Genomic DNA, 25,275 nt, shown 5'->3' on the forward strand with positions numbered 1-25,275 from the left:
TGAACGGAGGGGATTTTTTTGGAGACAAAAACAATTAGTGAATTTAGATCGGGAAATAGAATAGAAGGCTTTTTCATAATAAAGTCAGTTGAATGTAGAGTTTCATCAAATAATAAAAGGTTTTTAGATTTGACGTTAGGAGACAAAACAGGAGATATTAACAGTAAAGTATGGGATGTTTCAGAGGAAGATGAAAATAAATATAAGCAAAATTCTTTGATAAAAGTAAGAGCAGCTGTAATAGAGTGGCAAAATAATCTCCAACTTAAAATAGATAAAATAAGAGAAGCAGTACCAGAAGATAATGTAAAAATTGAAGATTTTGTACCATCTGCACCATATCCAGCAGAGGAAATGTATAATCTTGTTTTTGAATATATAGATAAAATTAAAAATGAAGATATAAAAAATATTGTACTTGAAGTTCTTGATGATGCAGGTGATAAAATAATGTATTGGCCAGCAGCTAAAAAAAATCACCATGCGTTAAGATCTGGACTTTTATATCATACAACTACAATGCTTAGAGCGGGTGAAAAGGTAAGTGAAATTTATACTACATTAAATACTGATTTAATATATGCAGGGGTAATACTTCATGATATGGCAAAGCTTGAGGAGATGTTATCTTCAGAATTAGGAATTGTAACTGATTATAGTGTAGAAGGGCAGCTTATTGGTCACATTGTCTTAGGCGTGGAGAAAATAAGAAAAGCAGCACAAAAAGTTAATGCAGATCCAGAAATATCTATGATATTAGAACATATGATTTTATCACACCACTATGAAGCTGAATATGGAAGCCCTAAAAAGCCTATGTTTCCAGAAGCGGAAGTACTTCATCATCTTGATGATATGGATGCGGCTTTATTTGACATGAGAAAAGCACTAGAAGGTATTGAACCAGGAACTATGTCAGATGCTGTGTGGTCACTTGATAAGAGAAGAATATATAAATTTAAGTTTGACAAAAAATAAGTAAGTGTATCGCAGTATATTAGGCATCTTAAAAAAAATAACAAGTCCAAATTGAGAGATAATTTTGTGTAATACAAGGAACTATAACACGTTAATACTGGTTGTCTTAGCGTGTTATGGTGACGAAGGATTACGCGAAACTAGCCGAAAGTTGGAATTGTTATTTTCTTTAAGATGCTTTAAACAAAATTAATAAATCTAAGCTGAAAAACTTTAAAAGCCTAAGAAGTTTCAATAACTCGCAAAAAAAGCTCAGACAATTGAAACATCTAAGGCTTTTAAAGTTTTTTACCTAAGATTTATAAAATTTTATTTAAATTATCCTACAATACACTTACTTATTTTTACACATGGTTTAAGGAAAAAATTTTAGTGCCTACGTAATTTTAGTAAAGCACAGAAACAACAATTGCTTTAAATGAAAAAATAATTATATATTGTGAAATAAAGATGTAGTGGATTAATCAAAGAACCTTTGGCAGGTGTAGGAAAAAAATGATGTTAGGGAATAGTGGTGAAAAAATTTCTAAAATAAAATTGTATAAAACTTAGTGGAAAATTTTTTAAAGCTTTAGAGCTTTAGATTGTCTGAGCTAATCTTTGCGAGTTATCGAAAGCTCTTAAGCTTTAAAAAATTTGCCGCTTAGTTTTATTAATTTTATTTAGGATTTTGAGCCGCTATTCACTAACATCATTTTTCTACATCTGCCAAAGGTTCTTTGATTTTGCACTACACTTTATTTTGCAAAGAATTCTAATATTTTGTCGCATACAAATTCTGCTTCATCAGTTGTTAACTCAGGATAAATTGGAAGGGCAAGTATTTCCTTTGAAACTTTTTCAGCAACTGGGAAATCTCCTTCTTTGTATCCAAGGTATTCAAAACATTTTTGAACATGAAGAGGCATTGGATAATAAACACTTGTTCCAATTTCATTTTTCTTAAGGAATTCTACAAGTTCATCTCTTCTGTCTGTTAATATATTAAATACATAATAAACAGGTGACTGATTTCCTTTAATTTTAGGGAAACGTATATGTTCACAATTAGAAAGTCTTTCTTCATATATACTTGCAATTTTAGCTCTTTTAGATATAGCATCTTTTATATATTTCATTTTTACAAGTAATATTGCTGCTTGAATAGAATCAAGTCTTGAATTATAACCAACATGATCATAATGATATTTTTTTGAAGCTCCGTGAACTCTGAATTGTCTAGCAAGTTCTGCTAATCTATCATTATTAGTTACAATCATTCCGCCATCACCATAACAGCCAAGAGTTTTAGTTGGGAAGAAAGAAAATACTCCAAAATCACCTATTGTTCCTGAGTGCTTAAATGAATCGCCTTTTCCCTGCCATCTCATTCCAAAAGCTTCAGCAGCGTCTTCTAATACTCTTAAATCATGCTTGGTGGCAATATCCATTATTTTATCCATGTCAGCCATTTGACTGAAAAGATGAATAGGTAAAATACCAACAGTATTCTTATTTATTTTTTCTTCAATTTGATTTGTATCTATACAGAAAGTTTCTGGATCTATATCAACAAATACAGGTTTTCCGCCGTGTCTAACTATGCAGGAAGTTGATGCAAGGAAGGTGAAAGGTGAAGTGATAACTTCTCTGCCATCTTTAAATCCAAGTATATCAGAGGTTAAAACTAAGGCATCTGTTCCAGAAGCAACACCTATAGCGTGTTTTGCACCTGTAAATTCTGCTATTTCTTTTTCTAAGGCTTTTACTTCAGCACCAAGTGTTGAAATACCATCTTTTAATGCTGCATGTATAGCGTCATCAAATTCTTTTTGTTTTTCTTCGTATTCTCTTTTTGATGTATAAAATCCTACTTTCATATTATAAAACTCCTTTAAAATTATTTTACTTTTTCAACAGCTTTAATTACTTCGCTTATAATGAATTCTGCATTTTCAATTGAAAGTGTAGAATATAGAGGAAGAGTAATTTCGTTTTTGTATTGGTCATAAGTATTTGGATAATTAGAAATAGAGTATCCAATTGACTTATAATAAGTAAACATTGGGATAGGAGTATAGTGAACATTAGTAGGAACTCCTATTTCAGCAAGCATTTCTATTACCTTATTACGTTGATCTTCTGTAAAATCTTTAATTCTAAGTAAATATAAGTGATAAGAGGTTTCACATGTATCATCTTTTTTAAATGGTATGATTGCCCAAGGTTTGTTGCTTAATGCTTTATCATATAAGTCAACTAAAGCTGCTCTGTGCTTTAACATTTCTTCATAACGTGTAAGCTGTACAAGACCTATAGCAGCTTGCATGTCAGTCATATTGCATTTCATTCCATCAGTTAAGATATCATACTGCCAAGCACCAAGCTTAGTTTTTGCAAGGGCGTCTTTTGTTTGACCATTTAAAGAAGTATACTTAAATACCTTGTAAAGATCCTCAAAACCTTTGAAGTGGTTGTTATTAAAAGTTACTGCACCACCTTCAGCAGTAGTTAAATTTTTTACAGCATGAAAAGAGAATATATGAAAATCTGCTTGACTTCCAACTCTTCTTCCTTTATATTTTGCTCCAAAAGCATGAGCAGAGTCAGAAACTAAAACTATATCTTCTCTATTTATTTTCTTAAGTAAAGCTCTTATAGCATCATAATCTACTGGAAGACCAGCAATATCAACTGTAAGTATAGCTTTTGTTTTAATGGTTACAGCAGCTTCTAGTTTATCTATATCAATTAAAAAACTATCTTTTGCAACATCAACATATGTTGGCTTTATTCCTCTGTGGCATATTATATTTGAAGTTGAAGCATAAGTATATGGTGTTGTTATAACTTCATCACCTGCTTTTATGTCTAAAACTTTTAAAACAAGTTCCATACCAGCAGTGTCGCTTGCAACAGCAACTGCTTTTTCAGTTTCACAGTATTCAGCTATCTTCTTTTCAAATTCTACAACTCTTGGACCAGATGTAATCCATCCTGATTTAAGAACTTCTACAACTTCAGCTATTTCCTTATCTGTTATATCTGGTGGTGAAAATGGAATATTATTATTTTTCATAAATTTTATCTTCCCTTCAAATTAAGATTTTTTTATTGATTTAAAGAATCCTGTATCTTTTGTGATAAGAATTCCATTTGTTTTGCTTATTTCATATTTTATAAAATTGATAAAGTTTAATACTCTTTTTTTGTCAACAAGCATATTTTTGATTTCTGGCAGCGAAAATATATATCCTGCAAGAGGTTCTGCTTCTGTAACTATTAAGCTATCAAGATAACGTTTAATAGTAATATTATTAAACCACTTTTTTATAATATTTTTGCCATTTTCAAGTTGAAAACTTTCTGTAGCAGTCCAGCTTTTACATGAGGAAAGCGAGGAATCAAATTTTGCTGAAATTTCCCTCATTTCGTGCAAATGATTTTTCCCAACAGTTGACGCGTAAAATTCACCATTTTTCTTTAAAACTCTATATATTTCTGACAGAGCTTTATCTTTGTCAGGAATATGATAAAGCATATGGTTTGCAATTACAATATCAAAACTTTCATTAGGAAAAGGAATGTTTTGAACATCTGCTACTTTAAATTTAATTTTACCTGGAAAGTTTTTTAAATTGTTTTTGGCATCTTTAATCATACCACTAGAAAAATCTGTAAGAATTATATCTAAATCTTTTGGTATTTTTGATAAATTTTTTAACCATAATGAACCATCTCCACAACCAACTTCTAAGATACGGCAATTTGGTATAAATGTAAGTTCATCAAAAAACCATTCCATCCAACCATATTTATTTGTACTATAAGTTTCATGTATTTTTATTCTTGCCCTTAAATTTGAAGCATTTTCATATTGAGCAAGCCATTTTTTATCTTCATTTACTACATTAATAATTTTTATGAACTTATCCCAATTAAAATCTTCTTCATTGGACAGTGTATCCAAAGTTTCATCTATTGAACTAATTACTGTTTGTATATGATGAACTTTTTCATTCATAATCTCTTTTTGAATTTCTAATGATTTTTTTAAATTGCCATCATATATGTCAGAAGACATAATATTTTTTATATCTTCCAGTGAAAGTCCTATAAACTTTAGGGTTAATATTTTTTGAAGCTTTGGAAAATCATGCTTTGAATATAATCTATGGCCAGATTCATTGTGGGATGAAGGCTTAAGTAAATCTATTTTATCATAGTACCTTAAAGTTCTTAAGGTAACACCTGATTTTTGAGCAAATTCTCCTATGGTATAAAAATCATCTTTCAACCTCATCACCTCATAATTATAGAACCAGTTGAAGCAGCGAAATTGTAATTTTTTAGGGCAAACTCTGTGTATTTGCAATTTCGATTTTTCAAGTAGTATCTCTATACATCATATATTATCACCTAACGTTACGTCATGTGCAAGGGTTTATTTAACGTATTTATAAAAATTTTTGATTTTGCTACTTCAGTTATAGATAAATAACTTGAAGCATTGAAATTATAAGCTCCGCCTAGCACCATAAATGGTGCTATTGCGTAAGCAATAAAAAATAAGTTTTAAGATTTTCTGCAGCAAAGCGGAGGAAAATCCTCCTTCATTGTGAATTGTGCATCGTGAACTGTGAATTGAAAAATATTGCTGTCAGGATAAACTTGGAATTCTCAATTTTAATCTTTCAGATTGTTTATCTATATGTGTGTAATTAAAAAAAGTTACATATATAAATACTTCCTAATTAAAAGATAATAAAAAAAATACGGTAAAATTATCATATTGGTTTTAAATGTAATATTATTAAATAAAACCAATAAATAATATAAAAATGCAATTATGGGTATTGAAAAGGTCTACAATATGTAGTAATATTTAAAACAGATAGCAGCTGTTATAAATGCATTTTTATTTACTCAATCGTGCAAACGATTGCATAAAAATTATTTTGTAAATAACTCAATAAAGTTTAATAATTATAAAATAAAGAATTTACTAATTTGTAAAATGAAAATATTTAAAATGTTAAGGGGGAATTATTTTGACAAGAATGAAATTATTAAAAAACAAAATAATAAGAGGGTCACTTAGTGTTGCAATGCTCTTTTGCATATCAGTTTTTCCATCGCACAAGATTAATATTGTACCAAATCAAAATTTAGTTGTACATGCTGCAACTCAGACAAGTAATTTGCCATCAAATGAAAAGGATGGGCTTATATTACATGCTTTTGACTGGTCTTTTAGTACTATACAAAATGAACTGCCAAACATAGCAGCAGCAGGATATAAATCTATACAAGTTTCACCAGTACAAGGTACAAAAGAGGCAAGTACAGATCCTTCAAAATGGTGGCTAATGTATCAACCTACAAACGAATCAGTAGGTAATTCACAACTTGGAAATTATGATCAATTAAAGTCACTTTGTAGTCAAGCTAAAAATTATGGTATAGATATAATTGTAGATGTAGTAATGAATCATATGGCTAACAATGGAAATGCTGACCAATTGGATTCTTCAGTTGATCCAAGTTTTAAAGATCCTAGCTTATATCATAATGAGGGACAGTGCAGTAATTGGAATGATAGAGAAGATGTAACACAACAAGGTATAGGTATGCCAGATTTGAATACTCAAAGTTCTGCTGTTCAAAGTAAGGCTATTGCATTTTTAAATCAATGTATTGATGCAGGAGTAAGTGGCTTCAGATTTGATGCTGCTAAGCATATAGAAACAGATTTGGGATTAGATGCAAACAAACCATGGGCAGGAAGATACTGGGAAAATGTTTTAGGAAGTTTAAACAATAGATCAAGCTTGTATATTTATGGTGAAGTTTTGCAGGATGGAACCGTAGATAACATTTCGGCTTATGAATCCTTTATGGATGTAACAGCAAGTACGTATGGATATAATCTTAGAGATGCTATAACCTCAAATGATTTAAGTAAAGCAAATAATATGGGTGGACTTAATCCAAAGAATTGTGTTGATTTTGTTGAAACACATGATAATTATGAGGGTAATGTAAGTCAAAATTTAACTGATTGGCAAAGAAAAATGGGATGGGCTATAGTAGCTGCAAGAGCAGGTGCAACACCTTTATTCTTCGATAGGCCTACAGGTTCAATAGGCAGCGAAGGTGATGGCTTATGGAAAGATGCTGATGTTATAGCTGTTAATAAATTTCATAATGCAATGGTAGGTCAAAGTGAGTATTTAAGATGGACAAACAATAATCAAACAATGCTAATAGATCGTGGCACTGCAGGAACAGTTATTGTAAATGCTGGTGGAAGTACTTATCTTAATACAGCTACAAGCTTAGCAAATGGTACTTATACTAATCATGGAACTGCTAATGCTACTTTGACTGTTTCAAATGGACAAATAACAGGAAACATTCCAGCAAATTCAATTATTGTTTTATATGGTACTAACCCAATACCAACACCACAAACAGTAGTAAGCTGGAATCCTACTACACCATCAGCTGGAAGTACAGTTACAGTAACTTATGATGCTAGCAATAGTATACTAAAAAATTCTACAAATGTAAGTGCACATTGGGGGTATGATGGATGGAAAGCAGCTACTAATACTGCTATGACATCTTTAGGAAATAGTAAATGGCAGGTTACATTAACAGTTCCAACTGCTACAACTAGTAATTTAAATTTATGCTTTACAGATGGAACAAATTGGGATAATAATAGTTCTGCTAATTGGAGTATAAATGTAACAGCTAGTAGTAAAAGTTTTTCGCCACGCGCAGGATATACTGTAGATTATGATAGCAGCACGTTAACAAAGGGGAGTCAGTTTACTTTGTATTACAATGGAAAATTAACTAATTCAAGTAACGTTACTTTACATTATGGTTTTAATGGATGGACAAGTACTGCTAATGCAACTATGACAAAAAGATCAGATGGTTTTTGGCAAGCTACAATCACTCTTCCAAGTACAGCTACAAAGTTAGATTTTTGTTTTACAGATGGAAGTAGTTGGGACAATAATAATAGTCAAGATTGGCACTTGGGGATACAGTAATTTAGTAAACAATAAATATTGTTTACTAAATTAGAGTACAGCTGACAGAGTACAGTGAATGATGATTTTCTGTAGGAAAGCTACAGAAAGTCTTATAACTTATTTTTGATTGCTTAAGCAATCGACGCATTAATGTTGTTCAGCGAAGCTGACAACATTTAAGTTAAAGATTTACCTGACGCAAGGAAAGGTAAATCATCCTTCACTGTACTCTGTCATCTGTACTCTGTTTTAATTATATTAATTTAACTTTGTATTCCTTAAGCCAAATATCTAGTTGTATTAAATAAGCAATAAGCTGTGGTCCTTTCATAAGCTGGCCAAACCAAGGAGTTTTATAGGAAGTTCCGCCTGTTTCTACAAGTTCTTTAACAGTTTTTAAATCAATTATGTCCAAAATAGGCGATGTTTTATCATTGAGTATTTCTTTGAGCCAATTTTGAACTATAGAAGTATATCCAGGATCGAAGGTCTTTGGATAAGGACTCTTTTTTCGTTCAACTACATCTTGTGGAAGTATTCCTTCGGCTGCTTTTCTTAAAATCCCTTTTTCTCTGTCTCCATAAAATCTCATTTCAGGAGGAATATTATAGGCATATTCCACTAGCCTGTAATCAGCAAAAGGAACTCTTACCTCTAAACTGTTTGCCATGCTCATTCTGTCTTTTCTAGTAAGCAGGGTTATCATAAACCATTTAATATTTAAATATACAAGTTCACGTATTTTTCTAGCACGAGGGCTATCTGTATCAAGATAAGGTACATTACTTAAACTATCTTTATATTTTGCATCAACAAATTCTTGAAGATTTATTGATTTAAATTCAGGTGAAAGTAAGCTGCTTCTTTCTTTGACAAATCTTGACCATGGAAATGTATTTGCATCTAGCATTTCTTTTCTAGTAAACCATGGATATCCACCAAAAATTTCATCTGCACACTCTCCTGATAGCGCAACAATATTTTCTTTTCTCACACCTTTGCAGAAAAGATATAGTGAAGAGTCTATGTCTGCCATTCCTGGAATATCATTGGCTTCAACGGCTTCCTTTAAGGCATGAGCAAGTTCAGCATTGTTGTTTATTATTTTGTGGTGTGAACTTCCTATAAATTTATGCATTTTTTCTGCCCATACGCTGTCTGGAGTTATTACAAAGTTATCATTTTTAAAATACAATTCGTTATCTTTATAATCAATTGAATAGGTATTTAAAACTTTACCTCTCTCTTTAAAATATTTTGCCGCTACTGCTGATATTATACTGGAATCTAATCCACCTGATAGGAAAGTACATACAGGCACATCAGCATATAATTGTCTCTGTATTGCATCTACTAGGATAGATTTTATATGATCTGCTGTTTCATCTGCATTTTCGGTGTGAGGCTTAGCTGCTAATTTCCAGTATTCATGTTTTTCCATAGAATTTGGAGTAAATTCTAAGTAATAAGCAGGTGGTACATCAAAAATATCTTTAAGAACTCCGCTTCCAAGATCCCTTGCAGGGCCTAAAGCAAATATTTCTGTTAAACCCTGTTCAGTAAGGATTGGTTCAACTAAAGGATTTGCAAGTAAAGTTTTTATTTCAGAACCGAATATTAATGTATGATCTTTTAAAGTGTAAAATAGTGGCTTAACACCTAAAGGATCTCTTGCTAAGAATAATTTTTTGTCATTCTCTGAGTAAACTCCAAAGGCAAAAATTCCATTAATGTATTTTAAACAATTTTTTCCCCAATGTATATAAGCTGTAAGTAAAACTTCAGTGTCAGAGTACGAGTTAAAACTGTAACCTGCTTCTAAAAGAAGTTTTCGTACATCTTCTGTGTTGTAAAGTTCACCATTGTAGACTATTACATATTTTTTGCCATTAATAACTTTTAACATTGGTTGGCTTCCACCCTTAGGATCGACAACTATGAGACGCCTATGGCCCAAAAAAGCATTTTTAGACATGTAATAGCCGTGAGAATCTGGTCCTCTTTTTTTCAGGGTATCAGTCATAGCTTCTATTATTTTATTTTGTCCTGTTAAATTTTTTTTAAAGTTAACAAATCCTGCTATACCGCACATAATTAATATCACCATTCTTTTATAAATTAGCTTATAAGTTATATTATGATTTTTTTAATAAATGTGATACAAACATGAATGTTGCTTTTTTTTATAAAAGGTGGTATATTATGTTCAATACATGAATATGTGTTCATATGTTCAGTGAAAAAATAAGGTGGGTTGAAGTTATGAGTATAGAAGATAATGAGTATAAATGTGATTGTAATGTAATTCATGTTGATATAGTTGAAAATGTTAAGGCGAATATGCCAGAGGATGAGGAACTTTGCGATTTGTCAGATTTATTTAAAGTATTTAGTGATAGTACAAGAATTAAAGTAATATGTGCATTATTTAATTCAGAAATGTGTGTTTGTGATATAGCCTATCTTTTAGGTATGAAGCAATCGGCAATATCACACCAATTGAAAATATTAAGACAAGCAAAATTAGTTAAACCTAGAAGAGAAGGAAAAGTGGTTTATTATTCACTTGATGACGACCATATTAAAGGAATATTTAATATGGGACTTATGCATATTAATGAGAAATCATAGTGGCAGGGGAGAAGAAAGACTTTACTTAAATTAAAAAATATGAACCATTATTCAGAGTACGGAGTACAGAGTACAGAGTACAGTGAAGGATGATTTTCTTTCGCGTTGCTACGGAAAATCTTAAAACTTATTTTTGATTGCTTACGCAATCATAGCATTAATGTTGTCAGCTTCGCTGAACAACATTTAAGTTTTAGATTTACCTGACATAAGGAAGGTAAATCAACCTTAACTGTACTCTGTCCTCTGTCAACTGTACTCTGATTTAGTTCCAGTTTCCTTCATATAAAATATTGTCTTTTGTTATAGTTGCAGCTCTGTTTTCAGATTCTTCCCAAGTTACAACACCATCGCTGCTGACAGATACGAATTTAAATTCGATATAAGTATTTAGAGGTAGTGTGGCGGTTCCTTTCCAGGTTGGATATAAAGATTCGTCTGTAGTTAGAGAAACTGCTTTTGAAGTATCCCAATTTCCAAGTTCATCAATATTACCACAAACGAATATGTTTTCGCCAAAATATGAATTCTTGTCATTTAATATAAATGTAAAATTAATAGTTTGATCTTCTGCTTTAGGCGCATCATTTTTTAATTTGGGAGTTGTAGTTTTTGTAGTTTTCCTCGGTGGAGTAGATTTGGAAACTTTAATTTCTTGAGACTTAGAAGCAGCGGTGCTAGAGGCTGCTTTTTTTATTTCTGCAGTTTTTTTTGCTATAGAAGTTTCTGAAACAGCAGCTTTACGAGAAGATGTTTTTTTTTGAACAGTTTTTTTCATATTTATCAATCCCCTTTACAAAATTAAATAACTAAAGATAAACCACTTGAAACTTCAAAATTAATTTGTACCAAAATGATGTTTTGGGTAAATATTGTTGCAAATTGATTTTGGTAGTTTAAACGGTATATCTATAAAGATATGCAACTTGAAATATAGAAATTACAATTTAACACAGAGCACGGAGTACAGAGTACAAAGAAGGATGATTTTTCTCCACTATCGCTACGAAAAAATCTGAAAACTTATTTTCTTTATTGCTGCGCAATCGAGCCATATATGGCGCTCAGCGAAGCTGACAACATTTAAGTTTAAGATTTACCTAAGAGAAGCGAAAGGTAAATCATCATTCACTGTACTCCGTACTCTGTCATCTGTACTCTGCTTTTCAAATTGTAATCTGTGAGTATAAAACTAGTATTTGCAATCTTAATTTATATATTGTCTATCTATATATAATATATTGATTATGCTTAAATTACTGAATTATATAAATTAGCATATATTTTTGCTGAATTATCCCAACTGTTATTTTCATGCATAGCTCTCTTGACTAGGTTTGTCCAATTACCTTTTTCATTATAATAATAATATTCGGCTTTTCTTATGACATAAAGCATGTCATGAGCATTATAATTTGTAAATGAAAAACCATTACCGTCACCAGTGCATGGGTTAAATGGGTGAACGGTATCTTTAAGTCCACCAGTTTCTCTTACGATAGGGAGCGAACCATAGCGCAAAGATATAAGTTGTCCAATACCGCAAGGCTCAAAAAGTGAAGGCATTAAAAACATATCTGAGGCTGCATATATTTTTTGTGCTAAGCTATTATCAAATAAAATATTAGCAGATAATTTATTAGGATATTTCCATGCAAAATATTTAAACATATCTTCGTATTCTTTATCACCTGTGCCTAGAACAACAAGTTGTATCCCATCTTGTAAAAGGTCTTCTATGATGCAACCTATTAAATCTAGTCCTTTTTGACTTACAAGTCTTGAAACTAAACCTATCATTGGAATATTTTCATTTACAGGCAAATTGAGCATTTTTTGAAGTTCTAGTTTGTTTTTTGTTTTATTATATAAAGTTTCGGAATTGTAATTGAAAAATAAATTTTTATCAGTTTCTGGATTCATTAAATCATAATCAATTCCATTAACTATTCCCCATAAATCATCTGATCTTTTTTGCATTATTCCATGAAGGTGCTCCCCATAATATGGAGTTTTAATTTCTTCAGCATAAGTAGTGCTTACGGTAGAAATTTTATCTGCAAATAAAAGACCACCTTTCATATAAGAAACCCCATCATAAAACTTTAGGGCATCTTCATGAAAATATCCTTCATTTAAGCATAAGAGCTCAGTTAAAACTTTTTTATCAAAAACACCTTGATATCTTAAATTGTGTATAGTAAAAATAGTTTTTATGTGATTGTAGTTTGAATAATCTCTGTAGTGCTCTTTTAAAAGTACAGGAATCATTCCTGTTTGCCAATCGTTGCAGTGTATTATATCTGGATTAAAATCTCCCATGTATGTTATTGCTTGAAGAACAGCTCTAGAAAAATAAGCAAATCTTTCTCCATCATCATAATATCCATAGGCACCAGATCGTTTAAAATAGTAATCATTGTCTATAAAATAAAAGGGTATACCGTCATATTCGTAATATTCCAGACCACAGTACTTATTTCTCCATCCAACAGGAACATCAAAACTTTTTATATGAGAGGTGTTGTATCTAAAATTTTCTGCTATATCACTATATTTAGGCATAATTACTCGTGCATCAATCCCAAGTTTTCTGAGAGCTTTTGGAAGTGCATAAGCAACATCTCCAAGACCGCCTGTTTTTAAAAAAGGAAAACTTTCAGATGAGGCAAATAAAACTTTCATAGCATCGACTCCTAACATAAATAATTTTTTAATAAAGAGATTTTTTTTCTATAACAACAGGGTATTCCTTATCACCTTTTAGTTCTTTTCCTTCTTCTATTAAAACATTTTTGTCTATTATGACATTTGTAAGCTTGGCATTTTCTTTTATTTCACAGTTTTGCATTATAATACAATTTCTAACTTTTGCTCCTTTATGAATAATTACTCTTCTAGATATAATACTATTAGTTACAAATCCCTGAATCAAAGATCCATTTGCAATAAGAGAATTACATACGTATGAACCATTAAAATATTTGGTTGGAGCCTCGTCCATTACCTTTGTATATATAAGACCATTTTTAAAGAAAAGTTCTCTATTTATATCAAGATCAAGCATATTCATATTCGCATTATAATAGGACTGAATAGAATCTATACATTCTAAGTGACCATCAAATTCATAACCATTAATATTAAGCTTGTCACAATTCTTATAAATCCAATCTTTAATGCTTGCCCAAAAACCGGTTTTTATACAAGAATTTAATATGTTTATTAGTAAGGATTTTTTCATTATGAACATCTGCATTGATATATTTTGGTGATCATCTATTCCTAAATTTTTACCTACCCCAAGTACTCTGTTATTTTCGTCTAAATTTAAAACATTACAATTTAGAAAATGTTTTTTCCCATCATCAATTTTTTTATATACTATTGTAATGTCACTGTTAGATGCTTCATGAAATCTTGCTGCTTTTTCATAATCCATATTACATACCATATGTGAAGAGGATATTATAACTTTTTCTTGATGACTTCTATAAAGGTACTCAAGATTATTTTCTAGCATTTCGACATCGCTTAAATATGATGTAACGCCACCAAAGTTAAATACAAATAAGCCATTTATTTTTCTATCAAGGTCCCAAGGCTTTCCAGCACCAAGATGATCTATTAGCGATCTTGAATTCCCCTGAGTTAATATACCAACATTCCTTACACCTGCATTTACAAGGTTTGAAAGAACGAAATCAACAATTCTATATCTTCCTGCTATTGGTATTGAAGCTAATGGTCTTTTCTTTGTAAGTCCTTTTATATTTTTATCATCTTCATTTAAACATAAAATTGACATATAATCGTTCAACATAATACCCACCCCATCTATTTTATAAAGTCTTCTTTAATTTTTTTATCTTCACCTATGACTGTTATTTCTTCTCCATCGCCTATAGTAATATTATCAGCTACCTTTGAATTGCAGCCTATAATAGCTTTTTGTATAGTAACATTATCTCCAATAGTAACATTAGGCATAATAACTGAATCTTTTATTATAGAATTTTTACCTACAGATACATTTGGAAATAGTACTGAATTATGAACTGCACCAAGAACTATACAACCTTCAACGATTAAAGAACCTTTTACGTCTGAATCACAACCTATATATTGAGGTGGACGTGTAGGGTTTACAGAATATATTTTCCACGTAGGATCATATATATTAAGCTCGTTATTATCTGAAAGAAGGTCCATATTTGCTTGCCAAAGGCTTTCTATTGTACCAACATCTTTCCAATAACCTTCAAAACGGTAGGCATACATTTTTCTGCCATCCTTTAACATGGTCGGTATTATATTTTTACCGAAATCATTGCTTGATTTTTCATTTCCTTCATCTTCAATCAGATATTTTTCAAGTAGCTTCCAGTTAAATATATATATTCCCATTGAAGCTAAGCTGCTTTTTGGGTGCTTTGGTTTTTCTTCAAACTCATATATTTTATCATCTTCATCTGTATTCATTATTCCAAATCTGCTAGCCTCTTCTATTGGAACATCAATTACTGCTATTGTAGCATCTGCTTTTTTTTGTATATGATAGTCTAACATTTTGGAATAATCCATTTTGTAAATATGATCACCAGATAATACAACTACATATTCAGGCGAAAAAGAATTTACAAAATGCCTATTTTGGTAAATAGCATTTGCTGTTCCTTTATACCAATTACCACCTGTTTCTTTCATATAAGGTGGTAGTAAACTTACGCCGCCATTATTTCTATCTAAATCCCAAGGACTTCCGATTCCTATATGAGAATTTAATTCTAAAGGTCTGTACTGGGTAAGTACACCAACTGTGTCAATTCCCGAATTTGAACAGTTGCTAAGCGTAAAATCAATTATTTTATATTTGCCCCCAAATGGAACTGCTGGTTTTGCAGTTTTTTTAGTAAGTATACCCAGTCTACTGCCTTGTCCACCAGCTAAAATCATTGCTATAACTTCTTTTTTTATCAACATAAACCCCTCCCTACTTTTGTATGAAAATAAATGTTATGGGCATACTATTATTTTACAGCAATTTTCCTAAAAAGAGAATGTTTAATTTAAATATTGTGAAAATTTTTTCAAATAATAATTACATAAAATTCATATAATTGTAAAAAAAATAATCTTGACAATTATATGAATTAGCTATATGATAAAAACATACTAAATATATAGAAAAACTAAAAAATAGGTGATAGGATTATGAAGATATCAACAAAGGGTCGATACGGTTTAAAGGCCATGGTAGATTTAGCTTTTAATTCAATAAATGACAGTGTCACACTTAAAAGTATATCTCAAAGGCAAAATATATCAGAAGGTTATCTTGAACAAATTTTTTCTTCTTTGCGAAAGGGAGGACTTGTAAAAGGTAAAAAGGGATCACAAGGTGGATATGTTTTGGCTAAAAGTATGAATGAAATAACAGTTGGAGATATTTTAAGGTCTCTTGAAGGAGATTTGTCTGTTGTTGAAGTAGATGAAGAACAAATAGTTAAAGAAGATAGGTTAGACGGTTGCATTAGAAATAATGTTTGGGATAAGATAAATTCTTCTATAAATAAAATAGTAGATTCAGTGACACTTGAAGATTTAGTAATAAACTATAACAGCGTTGTTACATCAAATTATATGTACTATATATAAGTAAGTGTACAATTCACAGTGCACGATTCACAATTTAGGATGATTTTCCGTTTATGCGGAAAATCTAAAATTAGATAGAAGCTTTTGCTTAGCTTCGCTGGACATTTAAGATAGAGATTTATTAGACATAATACTTTGTATTTATATAGTTTTTCCTAGTATTCACGTAAGAATAATAAGTTTTAAAATTTTTCTACGGTCACGGAGAAAAATTATCCTTCACTGTACTCTGTACTTTGTACTCTGAGTTAAATTTTAATTTGTAAGCATAAACTTGGTATATGCAATTTTAAATTTTAAGATTGCCTATCCATATAAAAATATAAGGGGTGTTTTAAATGAGTAAAATATACAAAAATATTATTGAAACTATAGGTAGGACTCCATTGGTTGAGCTTAGTAATCATAAGAAAAAAGAAGGCTATAAAGGAAACATATTAGGAAAGGTTGAGTATTTTAATCCATCAGGAAGTGTTAAAGATAGAATTGCATTTTCAATGATAAATGATGCTGAAGCTAAGGGACTTATTAATAAGGATACAATTATAATAGAACCAACAAGTGGGAATACAGGAGTAGGTCTTGCACTTATAGCAGCAGCTAAAGGATACAAACTTATTCTTACAATGCCAGAAACTATGAGTATTGAAAGAAGAAAGTTACTTCAAGCTTATGGTGCAGAATTAGTATTAACACCTGGTGCTGATGGAATGAAAGGTGCTATAAAGAGAGCTGAGGAATTATCAAAAGAAAATCCAAATTCGTTTATACCTCAACAATTTGATAATCCATCAAATCCAGCAGCTCACGTTGTAACAACTGGAGAAGAAATATGGGAAGATACTGATGGAAAAGTTGATGTAATTGTTGCTGGTGTTGGAACAGGTGGAACAATAACAGGAATTGCAAAAATATTAAAAGAGAAAAATCCTAATGTTAAAATTGTTGCTGTAGAGCCATATGATTCACCAGTGCTTTCTCTTGGCAAATCAGGTCCACATAAAATACAAGGAATTGGTGCTGGATTTGTTCCAAAAGTATTTGATAGAAATCTTATTGATGAAATTATTACAGTTAAGAATGAAGATGCCTTTGCAGAAACTAAAAATCTAGTAAGAACTGAAGGAATACTTTCAGGTATATCATCTGGTGCTGCTCTATTTGCAGCTAAAGAAATTGCGAATAGACCTGAATTTCAAGATAAGAATATAGTTGTAATACTTCCAGATAGTGGTCAAAGATATTTATCAATGCCTATATTTGATTAATGAATAGTAGTAGTATATAATATATTAATATTGTAATTAGAAACGCAGTGGAATGAAGTTCACTGCGTTTCTAATTCAATGCACAATTCACAGTTCACAATGCACAATTATGGATGATTTATCTTACGTATGTAAGATAAATCTTTAAATTTATAAAAACATGATGTTCAGCATAGCTGAACTAATGAATTTTAAAATTAGCGTTAGCTATAAGTTTTAAGATTTTCTGGATGGCAGAAAATCAACCATCATTGTGAATTGTGCATTGTGAACTGTGAATTGTCTAAGGGAGTGATATTTTGAACAAACAAATATACATGGATTATTCTGCAACAACGCCAGTTTTAAAAGAAGTAATAGAAGAAATGCTGCCGTATTTTAATACATATTATGGCAATCCATCCTCTGTATATTCTTTTTCAATGGAAAGCAAAATGGCTATAGATAAGAGTAGGAATACCATAGCAAAAATATTTAATTGTAAAGAAGAAGAAATATTTTTTACAAGTGGAGGAACAGAAAGTGATAATTGGGCATTAGTTGGAAGTGCCATGGCAAATAAAGATAAAGGAAAACACATTATAACAACGGAAATAGAACATCATGCTATACTTGAAACTGCTGATTACCTTAAAAGAGAAGGTTTTGAAATAACGTATCTTCCAGTTGATTCCGAAGGTAGAATTTCTTTAGAACAGCTAAAAAAATATATAAGAAAAGATACAATACTAGTGTCAATTATGACTGCAAATAATGAGATAGGGACTATTGAGCCAATAAGTGAAATTGGGGAATTCCTTAAAGATAAAGGAATTTTATTTCATACTGATGCTGTTCAAGCGGTTGGGCATATCAAATTAGACTTAAATAAAATGAATGTAGATTTAATGTCCATTTCTGCACATAAATTTTATGGGCCTAAAGGAATAGGAGTTTTATACATAAGAAAAGGAACAAAAATTAATAATTTGATTTTTGGAGGCCAGCAGCAAAGAGGGAGAAGAAGTGGTACAGAAAATGTTCCAGGTATAGTGGGAATAGCAAAGGCACTTGAAATATTAAATGCTGATTTAGAAACTGAAATTGAACGACAAGAAAAACTTAGAAATTTATTTATAAAGGAAGCTTTAAAGATCAATGGAGTTAAATTAAATGGACCTTCAAATGAAAAAAGACTTTCCAATAATATAAATTTATGTTTTAATGGAAAAGATGGTGAAGGTCTTTTAGTAAGACTTGATATGGAAGGTATATGTGCTTCAGCTGGTAGTGCATGTTCTGCTGGTGCAATTGAACCTTCTCATGTGCTTCGTGCAATAGGTCTCTTAGAAGATGAGGCTAAAAGTTCTATAAGATTTACTATTGGAAAATTTACCACCGAGGAAGATGTCATTTATACTATAAAAAAATTATACGAAATCTTGAAGTAAAATTATATAAATATATAGGGCTATCGACTCAATTATTAAGTTATACATGTCCCATAATGCCCAAAACATGGTGTTTTGAAACAGGTATAACTTAAGTTTCTGTACGGTAGCACTTTAGATAAGGTAATGGTGATAAATATATGAATAAAAAAGTAGTAATAGGTATGAGTGGAGGGGTGGATAGTTCTGTTGCTGCATATTTGCTGAAAAAGCAGGGCTATGATGTTATTGGTATAACGATGAAGCTTACTCCAGATGATACTTTTTATACAGAAAAAGAAGGAGGCTGCTGTTCACTTTCAGCAGTTGAGGATGCAAGAAGAGTTGCATATAGACTTGAAATACCATTTTATGTAATGAATTTTACAGAAGTATTTAAAGAGAAAGTTATAGACTATTTTGTAGATGAGTATTTAGAAGGTAGAACTCCAAATCCATGTGTTGCTTGTAATAAATACATAAAATTTGATGCTCTATTAAAAAAAGCACAAACACTAGGAGCTGATTATGTAGCAACTGGACATTATTGCAGGATAACAAAAGAAAATGGTAGGTTTGCAGTAGTAAAGTCAGAGGATCCTAAAAAAGATCAAACTTATATGATGTACAACATGACTCAGTACCAATTGGAACATACCTTAATGCCATGTGGAGATTATAAAAAAGAACAAATACGAGAAATTGCAAAAGAAATAGGACTTAATGTATTTGATAAAAAAGATAGTGAAGAAATATGTTTTATACCGGATAATAATCATGGCGGATTTATAAAGAGGCAATGTCCAAAAAAAATTAAACAGGGAAATTTTGTTGATGAAAAAGGAAATATTCTTGGAAAGCACAAGGGTATAGTTTATTATACAATAGGTCAGAGAAAAGGACTTGGGTTGTCAGCTGGAAAAAGGGTATTTGTAACTGATATAAGACCTTCAAAAAATGAAGTAGTAGTTGGTGCAGAAGAAAATATATTTGGAACTGAACTTGTAACTAAGGACAATAATTTTATTCCATTTGATAAGCTTGAGGCACCAATGGAAGTAGAAGCGAAAATAAGGTATAATGCGAAATTATTTAAAGCAGTTATAACACCTACAGAAGATGGAAAAGTTAAAGTTAAATTTGAAGAAAAACAAAGAGCTATAACAAAAGGTCAATCAGTTGTATTTTACAAAGGTGACTTATTAGTAGGCGGTGGAGTAATAGAGTAGAAAGGTGATTGACTTGGAAAGATGGTTCATTAAAAATAAAAGAGCTGATTATAAAAAAATAGCTAAAAAGTTTGGAATCAGTGAAGTTGTGGCAAAAATTATTGTAAATAGAGATGTTGTCGATGAAGATTCTATAAAGTCTTTTATAAATCCTAGCTATGAGAATTTGCATAATCCTCGCGAAATGAAGGACTTAATAAAAGGCGTCACTATTATAAAAGAAAAGATAGCACAAAATAGAAAAATCATGGTTGTTGGTGATTATGATGTAGATGGAGTTATGAGCACATATGTGTTATTTACAGCATTAAAAAGATGCATGGCTAAAGTTGATTTTCACATTCCGGATAGAGTTAAAGAAGGATATGGAATAAATGAGAGTATCATAAGAAGTGCAAAAGACAGCGATGTAGATTTAATTATAACTTGTGATAATGGTATCTCGGCTATAGAGCAAATTAAATTGGCAAAAGAACTTGGAATAAAAGTGATAGTTACAGATCATCATGATATTCCATTTAAAGAGAATAGTGACGGAACAAGAGAATTCATAATTCCGCCAGCTGATGCGGTAATAAATCCTAAACAAAAAGACTGCGAATATCCTTGTAAATCATTATGCGGAGCAGCAGTAGCATTTAAGTTTGTTCAGGTTTTATATGAAGAGTTTAATATATCAAAGGATGAAACCTATGATTTATTGCAATATGTAGCAATAGCCACGGTATGTGATGTTGTAGATTTAACTTCCGAAAATAAGATAATTGTAAAAAATGGACTTAGCAGAATTAAAAATACAAAAAACATGGGATTAAAAGCATTGCTAAAGGTTACGGATTTAACGGACAAGGAAATAACTGTTTACATGGCGGGATTTGTTATAGGACCATGTATAAATGCTTCGTCTAGGCTTGAACAGGCAATATGGGCAATAAAATTATTACTAACAGAAAATAATGTGGAAGCAGAGGAATTAGCAAACAAATTATTTAATTTAAATAAAAAAAGACAGGAATTAACCAATTCTGGACTAGAAGAGGCAATACGAGTGATTGAAGCTAATAATATGACTAAAGATAAAGTACTTGTAGTTTTTCTTCCTTTGGTTCACGAAAGTATTGCTGGAATAATCGCAGGAAGAATAAGAGAAAAATATAATTTGCCAACAATAGTACTTACAAAATCTGAAAATGGAGCAAAAGGTTCTGGAAGATCAATAGAAGAATTCAATATGTTTGAAGAGTTATTAAAATGTAAAGATATCTTAGGTAAATTTGGAGGACACCCATTAGCTGCGGGATTATCAATTGATGAAGATAAAATAGATTTATTACGAGAAAAATTAAATGAAAACTGTACGTTATCAGATGAAGACATAATACCAAAAGTAACAATTGATATGCAGCTTCCGTTTAATAACATTTCTATGCAGTTGGTTGATGAAATAAATGTACTTGAACCCTTTGGAAAAGGAAATTCAAAACCTCTATTTGCTGAACGGGGTGTACAAGTATTGAATGCACGTATTTTAGGAAAAAATAAAAATGTTTTAAAGTTAAGCTTAAAAAGCAGGAACAAATGTATAGATGGTATAATGTTTGAAAAAATTAATGAGTTTCAAGAACTAATAATTAATGAATATGGGAAGGCTAAATTTGATAGCTTATTTGGAAGAGGCAGTTATGATATAGTATTAGATTTTGTTTTTTCTGTTGATATTAATGAATATATGGGAAATAGAAGTTTGCAGCTTCAGATTAAAAGTTTTAGAAAAACAAGTGCATAAGGCATGCTAAAATAAGCGTACAGCTATGAATTAAATCATTTACTGTACGCTTTTATATTTAAGACTTATTTTAGAAAAAGTTAATTATTTACAAATAAACTACATAATTTTTTATAAATTTGATTCATAATCAGCGATAATTTGTTTTACCATTTCGCCACCAACAGAGCCACACTGTTTAGAAGTGAGATTGCCATTGTAGCCTTCACTTAATGGAACATTTAATTCTTTGGCAACTTCCATTTTGAAAGTGTTTAAACCTTCTGTAGCTTCTTGAACTAAATGTTTGTGTGACATATTTTCCACCTCCCTTTTGTTTTTGTAGAGATAAACCATGCGAAACTTCAAAATTAATTTGTATCAAAACGCCATCTTCTGAGCATTATGATGCAAAGTGATTTTGGTAGTTGAGCCGGTATATCTATGATATTATTTTAACCAATTTTAAAGAACATATTATATTAGTATTAAGGTAAAGAAAGAAAAATCAACCTTCATTGTGTATTGTGAACTGTGAATTCTGCATTAATTTATGCTATAATATTTAGTGTAAATTTTTAAGGATGTGACTTTGATGAATAAATTAAAAATAGTAATGACTGGTGGAGGAAGTGCTGGGCATGTAACCCCAAATTTAGCACTTGTACCAAACTTGGAAAAAATGGGCTACGATATTGCATATATTGGGACAAAAGATGGAATTGAAAGAAGCATTATTGAAGCGGAAAAAATAAAATACTATATTATATCAAGTGGAAAACTTAGAAGATATATTGATATTAAGAATTTTACAGATCCATTTAAGGTTATCAAGGGTGTATTTCAAGCAATAGCTATATTAAAAAGAGAAAAGCCTAATGTTGTTTTTTCAAAAGGTGGTTTTGTTTCGGTTCCTGTAGTTATTGCAGCTCATTTGTGTAAAATACCAGTAATAGCACATGAATCTGATATAACGCCAGGTCTTGCAAATAAGATTTCGGTTCCATACTGTACTAAAGTTTGTGTTACATTTCCTGAATCTGTTAAAAGTATAAAGGGAAATAAGGGGATTTTAACAGGAACTCCAATAAGAAGAGAATTGTTTTTAGGAAGCAGAAGCGAAGGAATTAAAATATGCGGATTTCAAGGTGGAAAACCTATTATTTTAGTTATTGGAGGAAGCTTGGGTTCTAAAATAATAAATGATATTGTACGTGAAAGTTTAAAAGAATTATTGAATAATTATGATGTAATCCATATTTGTGGCAAAGGTAATTTAAGTAGTGAGCTTATGCAGGTTAAAGGATATAAACAATTTGAATATGTATCAGAAGAACTTGCTCATCTTATGAATTCGTCAGATTTGGTTATATCTAGAGCAGGAGCAAATGTAATATTTGAACTTTTAGCATTAAAAAAACCTAATATTTTAATACCACTTTCAAAAAAATCAAGCAGAGGAGATCAAATATTAAATGCAGCTTCCTTTGAAAAAAATGGCTATAGCATGGTAATTGAAGAAGAAGAATTAAATAAAGAAATACTTATAAAAAAATTAGATGAATTACACAAAACAAAAAATAAATATATAGATGCAATGAATAATAGTCCTGTTAAAAATGGTGTTGAAAATATAATATCAGTAATCGATAAATATAAGAAATAAATTAATTAGTGTTGTATAACAGAAAAGCAGAGTACAGATGACAGAGTACAGTGAAGGATGATTTATTTTCCTTTAGGAAAATAAATCTTTAAACTTATAAAAGAATTATAAATGTTCAGCTTTGCTGACATTTATAGCAGGTTTGGGCCGCAAGCCCATTAAGTTTTTAAATTTTCTGTATAACAGAAAATTAACCTTCACTGTACTCTGTACTTTGTACTCTGCTTTTAGCTTTGTGTATTGTACATAATTTCAAAGTACCCTTGAGGATATTTGCAAGCTGGGCATACAGTTGGTGCTGTTGTTCCAAAATAAATAAAACCACAATTTCTGCATTTCCAATAAACTTTTTCTTTCCTATTATATATGGTTCCATTTGCAAGACTACTTTTTAAATCTAAATACCTTTTCTCATGAGCTGTTTCTATAGTAATAATTTGATTAAATGCAAATTCTATTTCTGGATATCCTTCATCTTTAGCAGTTTTTGCAAAAGAAGGATAAATAGTTCCCCATTCTGCCTTTTCACCTTCTGCGGCATATTGAAGATTTTGTTCTGTGTTTCCAGAAGCAACAGGGTAATCAGCATCAACCTTTACAGTAGATTTACCTAGACCTTGAACAAGAAAATCAAAGAAAATTTTTGCATGTGCCATTTCGTTATCGGCAGTCTCATAAAATATAGCAGCGATTTGTTTATGACCTTCTTTGTCGGCAATTTTTCCATAGTAAGTATATCGGCTTCTTGCTTGAGATTCACCGGCAAATGCTTTTGCAAGATTCTCAGCTGTTTTTGAATTTAATAAACTTTTCATTTAATTATCTCCTTTTTTTTAGTATTACATTTATAAAAAAATTGTACTATAACAATTTTATAGGTATAGTATTTACTAAATTCCTAAAAATAAAATATAAAAAATTTAGGAAGGAAGAATATTTATGAAAAAAAGTCTAAAAGTTATTTTTATCACAGCATTTATCTTATCAATGTTCTTTTCGAATAAGGTATATTCAAAAATGCAGCAGCAAACTTATAATTATACAATTAAGACTGGTGATACCCTGTGGAAAATCGCAGTGGCAAATCAAAGTGGGGTTGCAGAAATAGTTGCTTTAAACCCTAGTATAGCTAATCCTAATATGATAATTGCAGGTCAGGTTATAAAAATACCAGATATAAGTCAAATAAAAGTTCAAGAAAATGAAGTTGCTAGGCTTGTTAATATCGAAAGAAGCAAGGTTGGTCTGCCAGCATTAAAATACAATTGGGAACTTTCAAGGGTTGCAAGAGCTAAATCACAGGATATGGCAGACAAAAATTATTTTTCACATCAATCTCCAACTTTTGGCTCAACATTTTCACTGATTACAAAATATGGAATAGTATATTCAGCCGCAGGAGAGAATATAGCATATGGATATATAAATCCTAGCACTGTTATGAATGGATGGATGAATTCACCAGGTCATAAAGCAAATATACTTGGAAAACAGTATAATGAAATAGGAGTTGGCCTTACTAAAAATTCTAAAGGTCAAATATATTGGACTCAAATTTTTATAAAAAAGTAATATTTTATTTGGCTATGTTTGGGGCTGTCGCACTAAAAATGTTTAAGTTTTGCGTATAAAATAATTTTAGT

The 25,275-nt window shown here is 30.8% G+C and carries 20 protein-coding genes; 10 read left to right on the forward strand and 10 right to left on the reverse strand.

Going from position 1 to position 25,275, the window contains the following annotated elements:
* Positions 1-18: 18 nt before the first annotated feature.
* Entirely contained in the window at positions 19-978 is a 960-nt protein-coding gene (locus CUEA01_RS05315) for a 3'-5' exoribonuclease YhaM family protein (RefSeq protein WP_234119464.1), read from the forward strand.
* A gap of 737 nt (positions 979-1,715) precedes the next feature.
* On the opposite strand, the gene CUEA01_RS05320 is transcribed toward CUEA01_RS05315, so the two are convergent.
* The 3 genes from CUEA01_RS05320 to CUEA01_RS05330 are packed head-to-tail and all read right to left on the reverse strand — an operon-like array spanning position 1,716 to position 5,254.
* Positions 1,716-2,837, reverse strand: coding sequence for a DegT/DnrJ/EryC1/StrS family aminotransferase (locus CUEA01_RS05320; RefSeq protein WP_234119467.1), 1,122 nt, complete (start codon positions 2,835-2,837; stop codon positions 1,716-1,718).
* Between the two features lie 20 nt (positions 2,838-2,857).
* The gene (locus tag CUEA01_RS05325; protein WP_234119469.1) at positions 2,858-4,036 is read right to left on the reverse strand and encodes a DegT/DnrJ/EryC1/StrS family aminotransferase; all 1,179 of its coding nucleotides are present in this window, start codon (positions 4,034-4,036) and stop codon (positions 2,858-2,860) included.
* A gap of 21 nt (positions 4,037-4,057) precedes the next feature.
* A complete protein-coding gene (locus CUEA01_RS05330) occupies positions 4,058-5,254 on the reverse strand; it encodes a MerR family transcriptional regulator (RefSeq protein ID WP_407929230.1) in 1,197 nt (398 codons plus the stop codon).
* A 763-nt stretch (positions 5,255-6,017) separates the two neighbouring features.
* Between CUEA01_RS05330 and CUEA01_RS05335 the strand changes: the two genes are divergently transcribed.
* Positions 6,018-8,024 (forward strand): carbohydrate-binding protein, encoded by a 2,007-nt coding sequence (locus CUEA01_RS05335; RefSeq protein ID WP_234122125.1) that lies wholly within the window; start codon positions 6,018-6,020, stop codon positions 8,022-8,024.
* A gap of 235 nt (positions 8,025-8,259) precedes the next feature.
* On the opposite strand, the gene asnB is transcribed toward CUEA01_RS05335, so the two are convergent.
* On the reverse strand, positions 8,260-10,098 hold the full coding sequence (asnB, locus tag CUEA01_RS05340; RefSeq protein ID WP_234119479.1) for an asparagine synthase (glutamine-hydrolyzing): 1,839 nt from the start codon (positions 10,096-10,098) through the stop codon (positions 8,260-8,262).
* A gap of 170 nt (positions 10,099-10,268) precedes the next feature.
* Here asnB and CUEA01_RS05345 point away from each other — a divergent pair, with 170 nt between their 5' ends.
* On the forward strand, positions 10,269-10,637 hold the full coding sequence (locus tag CUEA01_RS05345; protein WP_234119488.1) for an ArsR/SmtB family transcription factor: 369 nt from the start codon (positions 10,269-10,271) through the stop codon (positions 10,635-10,637).
* Positions 10,638-10,902: 265 nt separating this feature from the next.
* Here CUEA01_RS05345 and CUEA01_RS05350 read toward each other — a convergent pair whose 3' ends face one another.
* The 4 genes from CUEA01_RS05350 to CUEA01_RS05365 all read right to left on the reverse strand — a co-directional run bounded on the left by CUEA01_RS05350 (position 10,903) and on the right by CUEA01_RS05365 (position 15,617).
* Entirely contained in the window at positions 10,903-11,415 is a 513-nt protein-coding gene (locus CUEA01_RS05350; RefSeq protein ID WP_234119490.1) for a CBM20 domain-containing protein, read from the reverse strand.
* Between the two features lie 473 nt (positions 11,416-11,888).
* The gene (glgA, locus tag CUEA01_RS05355) at positions 11,889-13,322 is read right to left on the reverse strand and encodes a glycogen synthase GlgA (RefSeq protein WP_234119492.1); all 1,434 of its coding nucleotides are present in this window, start codon (positions 13,320-13,322) and stop codon (positions 11,889-11,891) included.
* Between the two features lie 28 nt (positions 13,323-13,350).
* Positions 13,351-14,460, reverse strand: a complete 1,110-nt coding sequence (glgD, locus tag CUEA01_RS05360) for a glucose-1-phosphate adenylyltransferase subunit GlgD (RefSeq protein ID WP_234119494.1) — start codon at positions 14,458-14,460, stop codon at positions 13,351-13,353.
* Between the two features lie 14 nt (positions 14,461-14,474).
* Positions 14,475-15,617 carry a glucose-1-phosphate adenylyltransferase gene (locus CUEA01_RS05365; protein WP_234122126.1) on the reverse strand — a complete coding sequence of 381 codons (1,143 nt, stop codon included), beginning with the start codon at positions 15,615-15,617 and terminating at the stop codon, positions 14,475-14,477.
* A 234-nt stretch (positions 15,618-15,851) separates the two neighbouring features.
* On the opposite strand from CUEA01_RS05365, the gene CUEA01_RS05370 reads away from it, so the two are divergent.
* The 5 genes from CUEA01_RS05370 to recJ all read left to right on the forward strand — a co-directional run bounded on the left by CUEA01_RS05370 (position 15,852) and on the right by recJ (position 21,987).
* Positions 15,852-16,295 carry an RrF2 family transcriptional regulator gene (locus tag CUEA01_RS05370; protein ID WP_234119502.1) on the forward strand — a complete coding sequence of 148 codons (444 nt, stop codon included), beginning with the start codon at positions 15,852-15,854 and terminating at the stop codon, positions 16,293-16,295.
* Between the two features lie 338 nt (positions 16,296-16,633).
* Positions 16,634-17,563: a cysteine synthase A gene (cysK, locus tag CUEA01_RS05375; protein WP_234119504.1), complete on the forward strand. Its 930-nt coding sequence runs from the start codon at positions 16,634-16,636 to the stop codon at positions 17,561-17,563.
* 299 nt (positions 17,564-17,862) lie between these two features.
* Complete coding sequence (locus tag CUEA01_RS05380; RefSeq protein WP_234119506.1) at positions 17,863-18,993, forward strand: cysteine desulfurase family protein; 1,131 nt, start codon at positions 17,863-17,865, stop codon at positions 18,991-18,993.
* A 140-nt stretch (positions 18,994-19,133) separates the two neighbouring features.
* Positions 19,134-20,201, forward strand: a complete 1,068-nt coding sequence (gene mnmA, locus CUEA01_RS05385) for a tRNA 2-thiouridine(34) synthase MnmA (protein ID WP_234119508.1) — start codon at positions 19,134-19,136, stop codon at positions 20,199-20,201.
* Positions 20,202-20,214: 13 nt separating this feature from the next.
* Positions 20,215-21,987: a single-stranded-DNA-specific exonuclease RecJ gene (recJ, locus tag CUEA01_RS05390; RefSeq protein ID WP_234122127.1), complete on the forward strand. Its 1,773-nt coding sequence runs from the start codon at positions 20,215-20,217 to the stop codon at positions 21,985-21,987.
* Positions 21,988-22,098: 111 nt separating this feature from the next.
* On the opposite strand, the gene CUEA01_RS05395 is transcribed toward recJ, so the two are convergent.
* The gene (locus tag CUEA01_RS05395; protein WP_234119510.1) at positions 22,099-22,284 is read right to left on the reverse strand and encodes an alpha/beta-type small acid-soluble spore protein; all 186 of its coding nucleotides are present in this window, start codon (positions 22,282-22,284) and stop codon (positions 22,099-22,101) included.
* 277 nt (positions 22,285-22,561) lie between these two features.
* Between CUEA01_RS05395 and CUEA01_RS05400 the strand changes: the two genes are divergently transcribed.
* Positions 22,562-23,632: an undecaprenyldiphospho-muramoylpentapeptide beta-N-acetylglucosaminyltransferase gene (locus CUEA01_RS05400; protein WP_234119512.1), complete on the forward strand. Its 1,071-nt coding sequence runs from the start codon at positions 22,562-22,564 to the stop codon at positions 23,630-23,632.
* Positions 23,633-23,859: 227 nt separating this feature from the next.
* Here CUEA01_RS05400 and rbr read toward each other — a convergent pair whose 3' ends face one another.
* On the reverse strand, positions 23,860-24,447 hold the full coding sequence (rbr, locus tag CUEA01_RS05405) for a rubrerythrin (protein ID WP_234119514.1): 588 nt from the start codon (positions 24,445-24,447) through the stop codon (positions 23,860-23,862).
* A gap of 124 nt (positions 24,448-24,571) precedes the next feature.
* On the opposite strand from rbr, the gene CUEA01_RS05410 reads away from it, so the two are divergent.
* Positions 24,572-25,204 (forward strand): CAP domain-containing protein, encoded by a 633-nt coding sequence (locus tag CUEA01_RS05410; RefSeq protein WP_234119528.1) that lies wholly within the window; start codon positions 24,572-24,574, stop codon positions 25,202-25,204.
* The last annotated feature ends 71 nt before the right edge of the window (positions 25,205-25,275 follow it).

This window comes from Clostridium hydrogenum (assembly GCF_021432385.1).
Classification (GTDB): domain Bacteria; phylum Bacillota; class Clostridia; order Clostridiales; family Clostridiaceae; genus Clostridium_S; species Clostridium_S hydrogenum.

What these genes read in the sequence shown, in the direction of transcription:
- CUEA01_RS05335 (WP_234122125.1), top strand. Translation starts at nt 6,018, where the DNA reads ATGAAATTATTAAAAAACAAAATAATAAGAGGGTCACTTAGTGTTGCA.
- mnmA (WP_234119508.1), top strand. Translation starts at nt 19,134, where the DNA reads ATGAATAAAAAAGTAGTAATAGGTATGAGTGGAGGGGTGGATAGTTCT.
- CUEA01_RS05395 (WP_234119510.1), bottom strand. Translation starts at nt 22,284, where the DNA reads ATGTCACACAAACATTTAGTTCAAGAAGCTACAGAAGGTTTAAACACT.
- CUEA01_RS05370 (WP_234119502.1), top strand. Translation starts at nt 15,852, where the DNA reads ATGAAGATATCAACAAAGGGTCGATACGGTTTAAAGGCCATGGTAGAT.
- cysK (WP_234119504.1), top strand. Translation starts at nt 16,634, where the DNA reads ATGAGTAAAATATACAAAAATATTATTGAAACTATAGGTAGGACTCCA.
- CUEA01_RS05400 (WP_234119512.1), top strand. Translation starts at nt 22,562, where the DNA reads ATGAATAAATTAAAAATAGTAATGACTGGTGGAGGAAGTGCTGGGCAT.
- rbr (WP_234119514.1), bottom strand. Translation starts at nt 24,447, where the DNA reads ATGAAAAGTTTATTAAATTCAAAAACAGCTGAGAATCTTGCAAAAGCA.
- glgD (WP_234119494.1), bottom strand. Translation starts at nt 14,460, where the DNA reads ATGTTGAACGATTATATGTCAATTTTATGTTTAAATGAAGATGATAAA.
- CUEA01_RS05325 (WP_234119469.1), bottom strand. Translation starts at nt 4,036, where the DNA reads ATGAAAAATAATAATATTCCATTTTCACCACCAGATATAACAGATAAG.
- CUEA01_RS05320 (WP_234119467.1), bottom strand. Translation starts at nt 2,837, where the DNA reads ATGAAAGTAGGATTTTATACATCAAAAAGAGAATACGAAGAAAAACAA.
- CUEA01_RS05350 (WP_234119490.1), bottom strand. Translation starts at nt 11,415, where the DNA reads ATGAAAAAAACTGTTCAAAAAAAAACATCTTCTCGTAAAGCTGCTGTT.
- asnB (WP_234119479.1), bottom strand. Translation starts at nt 10,098, where the DNA reads ATGTGCGGTATAGCAGGATTTGTTAACTTTAAAAAAAATTTAACAGGA.
- CUEA01_RS05410 (WP_234119528.1), top strand. Translation starts at nt 24,572, where the DNA reads ATGAAAAAAAGTCTAAAAGTTATTTTTATCACAGCATTTATCTTATCA.
- CUEA01_RS05345 (WP_234119488.1), top strand. Translation starts at nt 10,269, where the DNA reads ATGAGTATAGAAGATAATGAGTATAAATGTGATTGTAATGTAATTCAT.
- glgA (WP_234119492.1), bottom strand. Translation starts at nt 13,322, where the DNA reads ATGAAAGTTTTATTTGCCTCATCTGAAAGTTTTCCTTTTTTAAAAACA.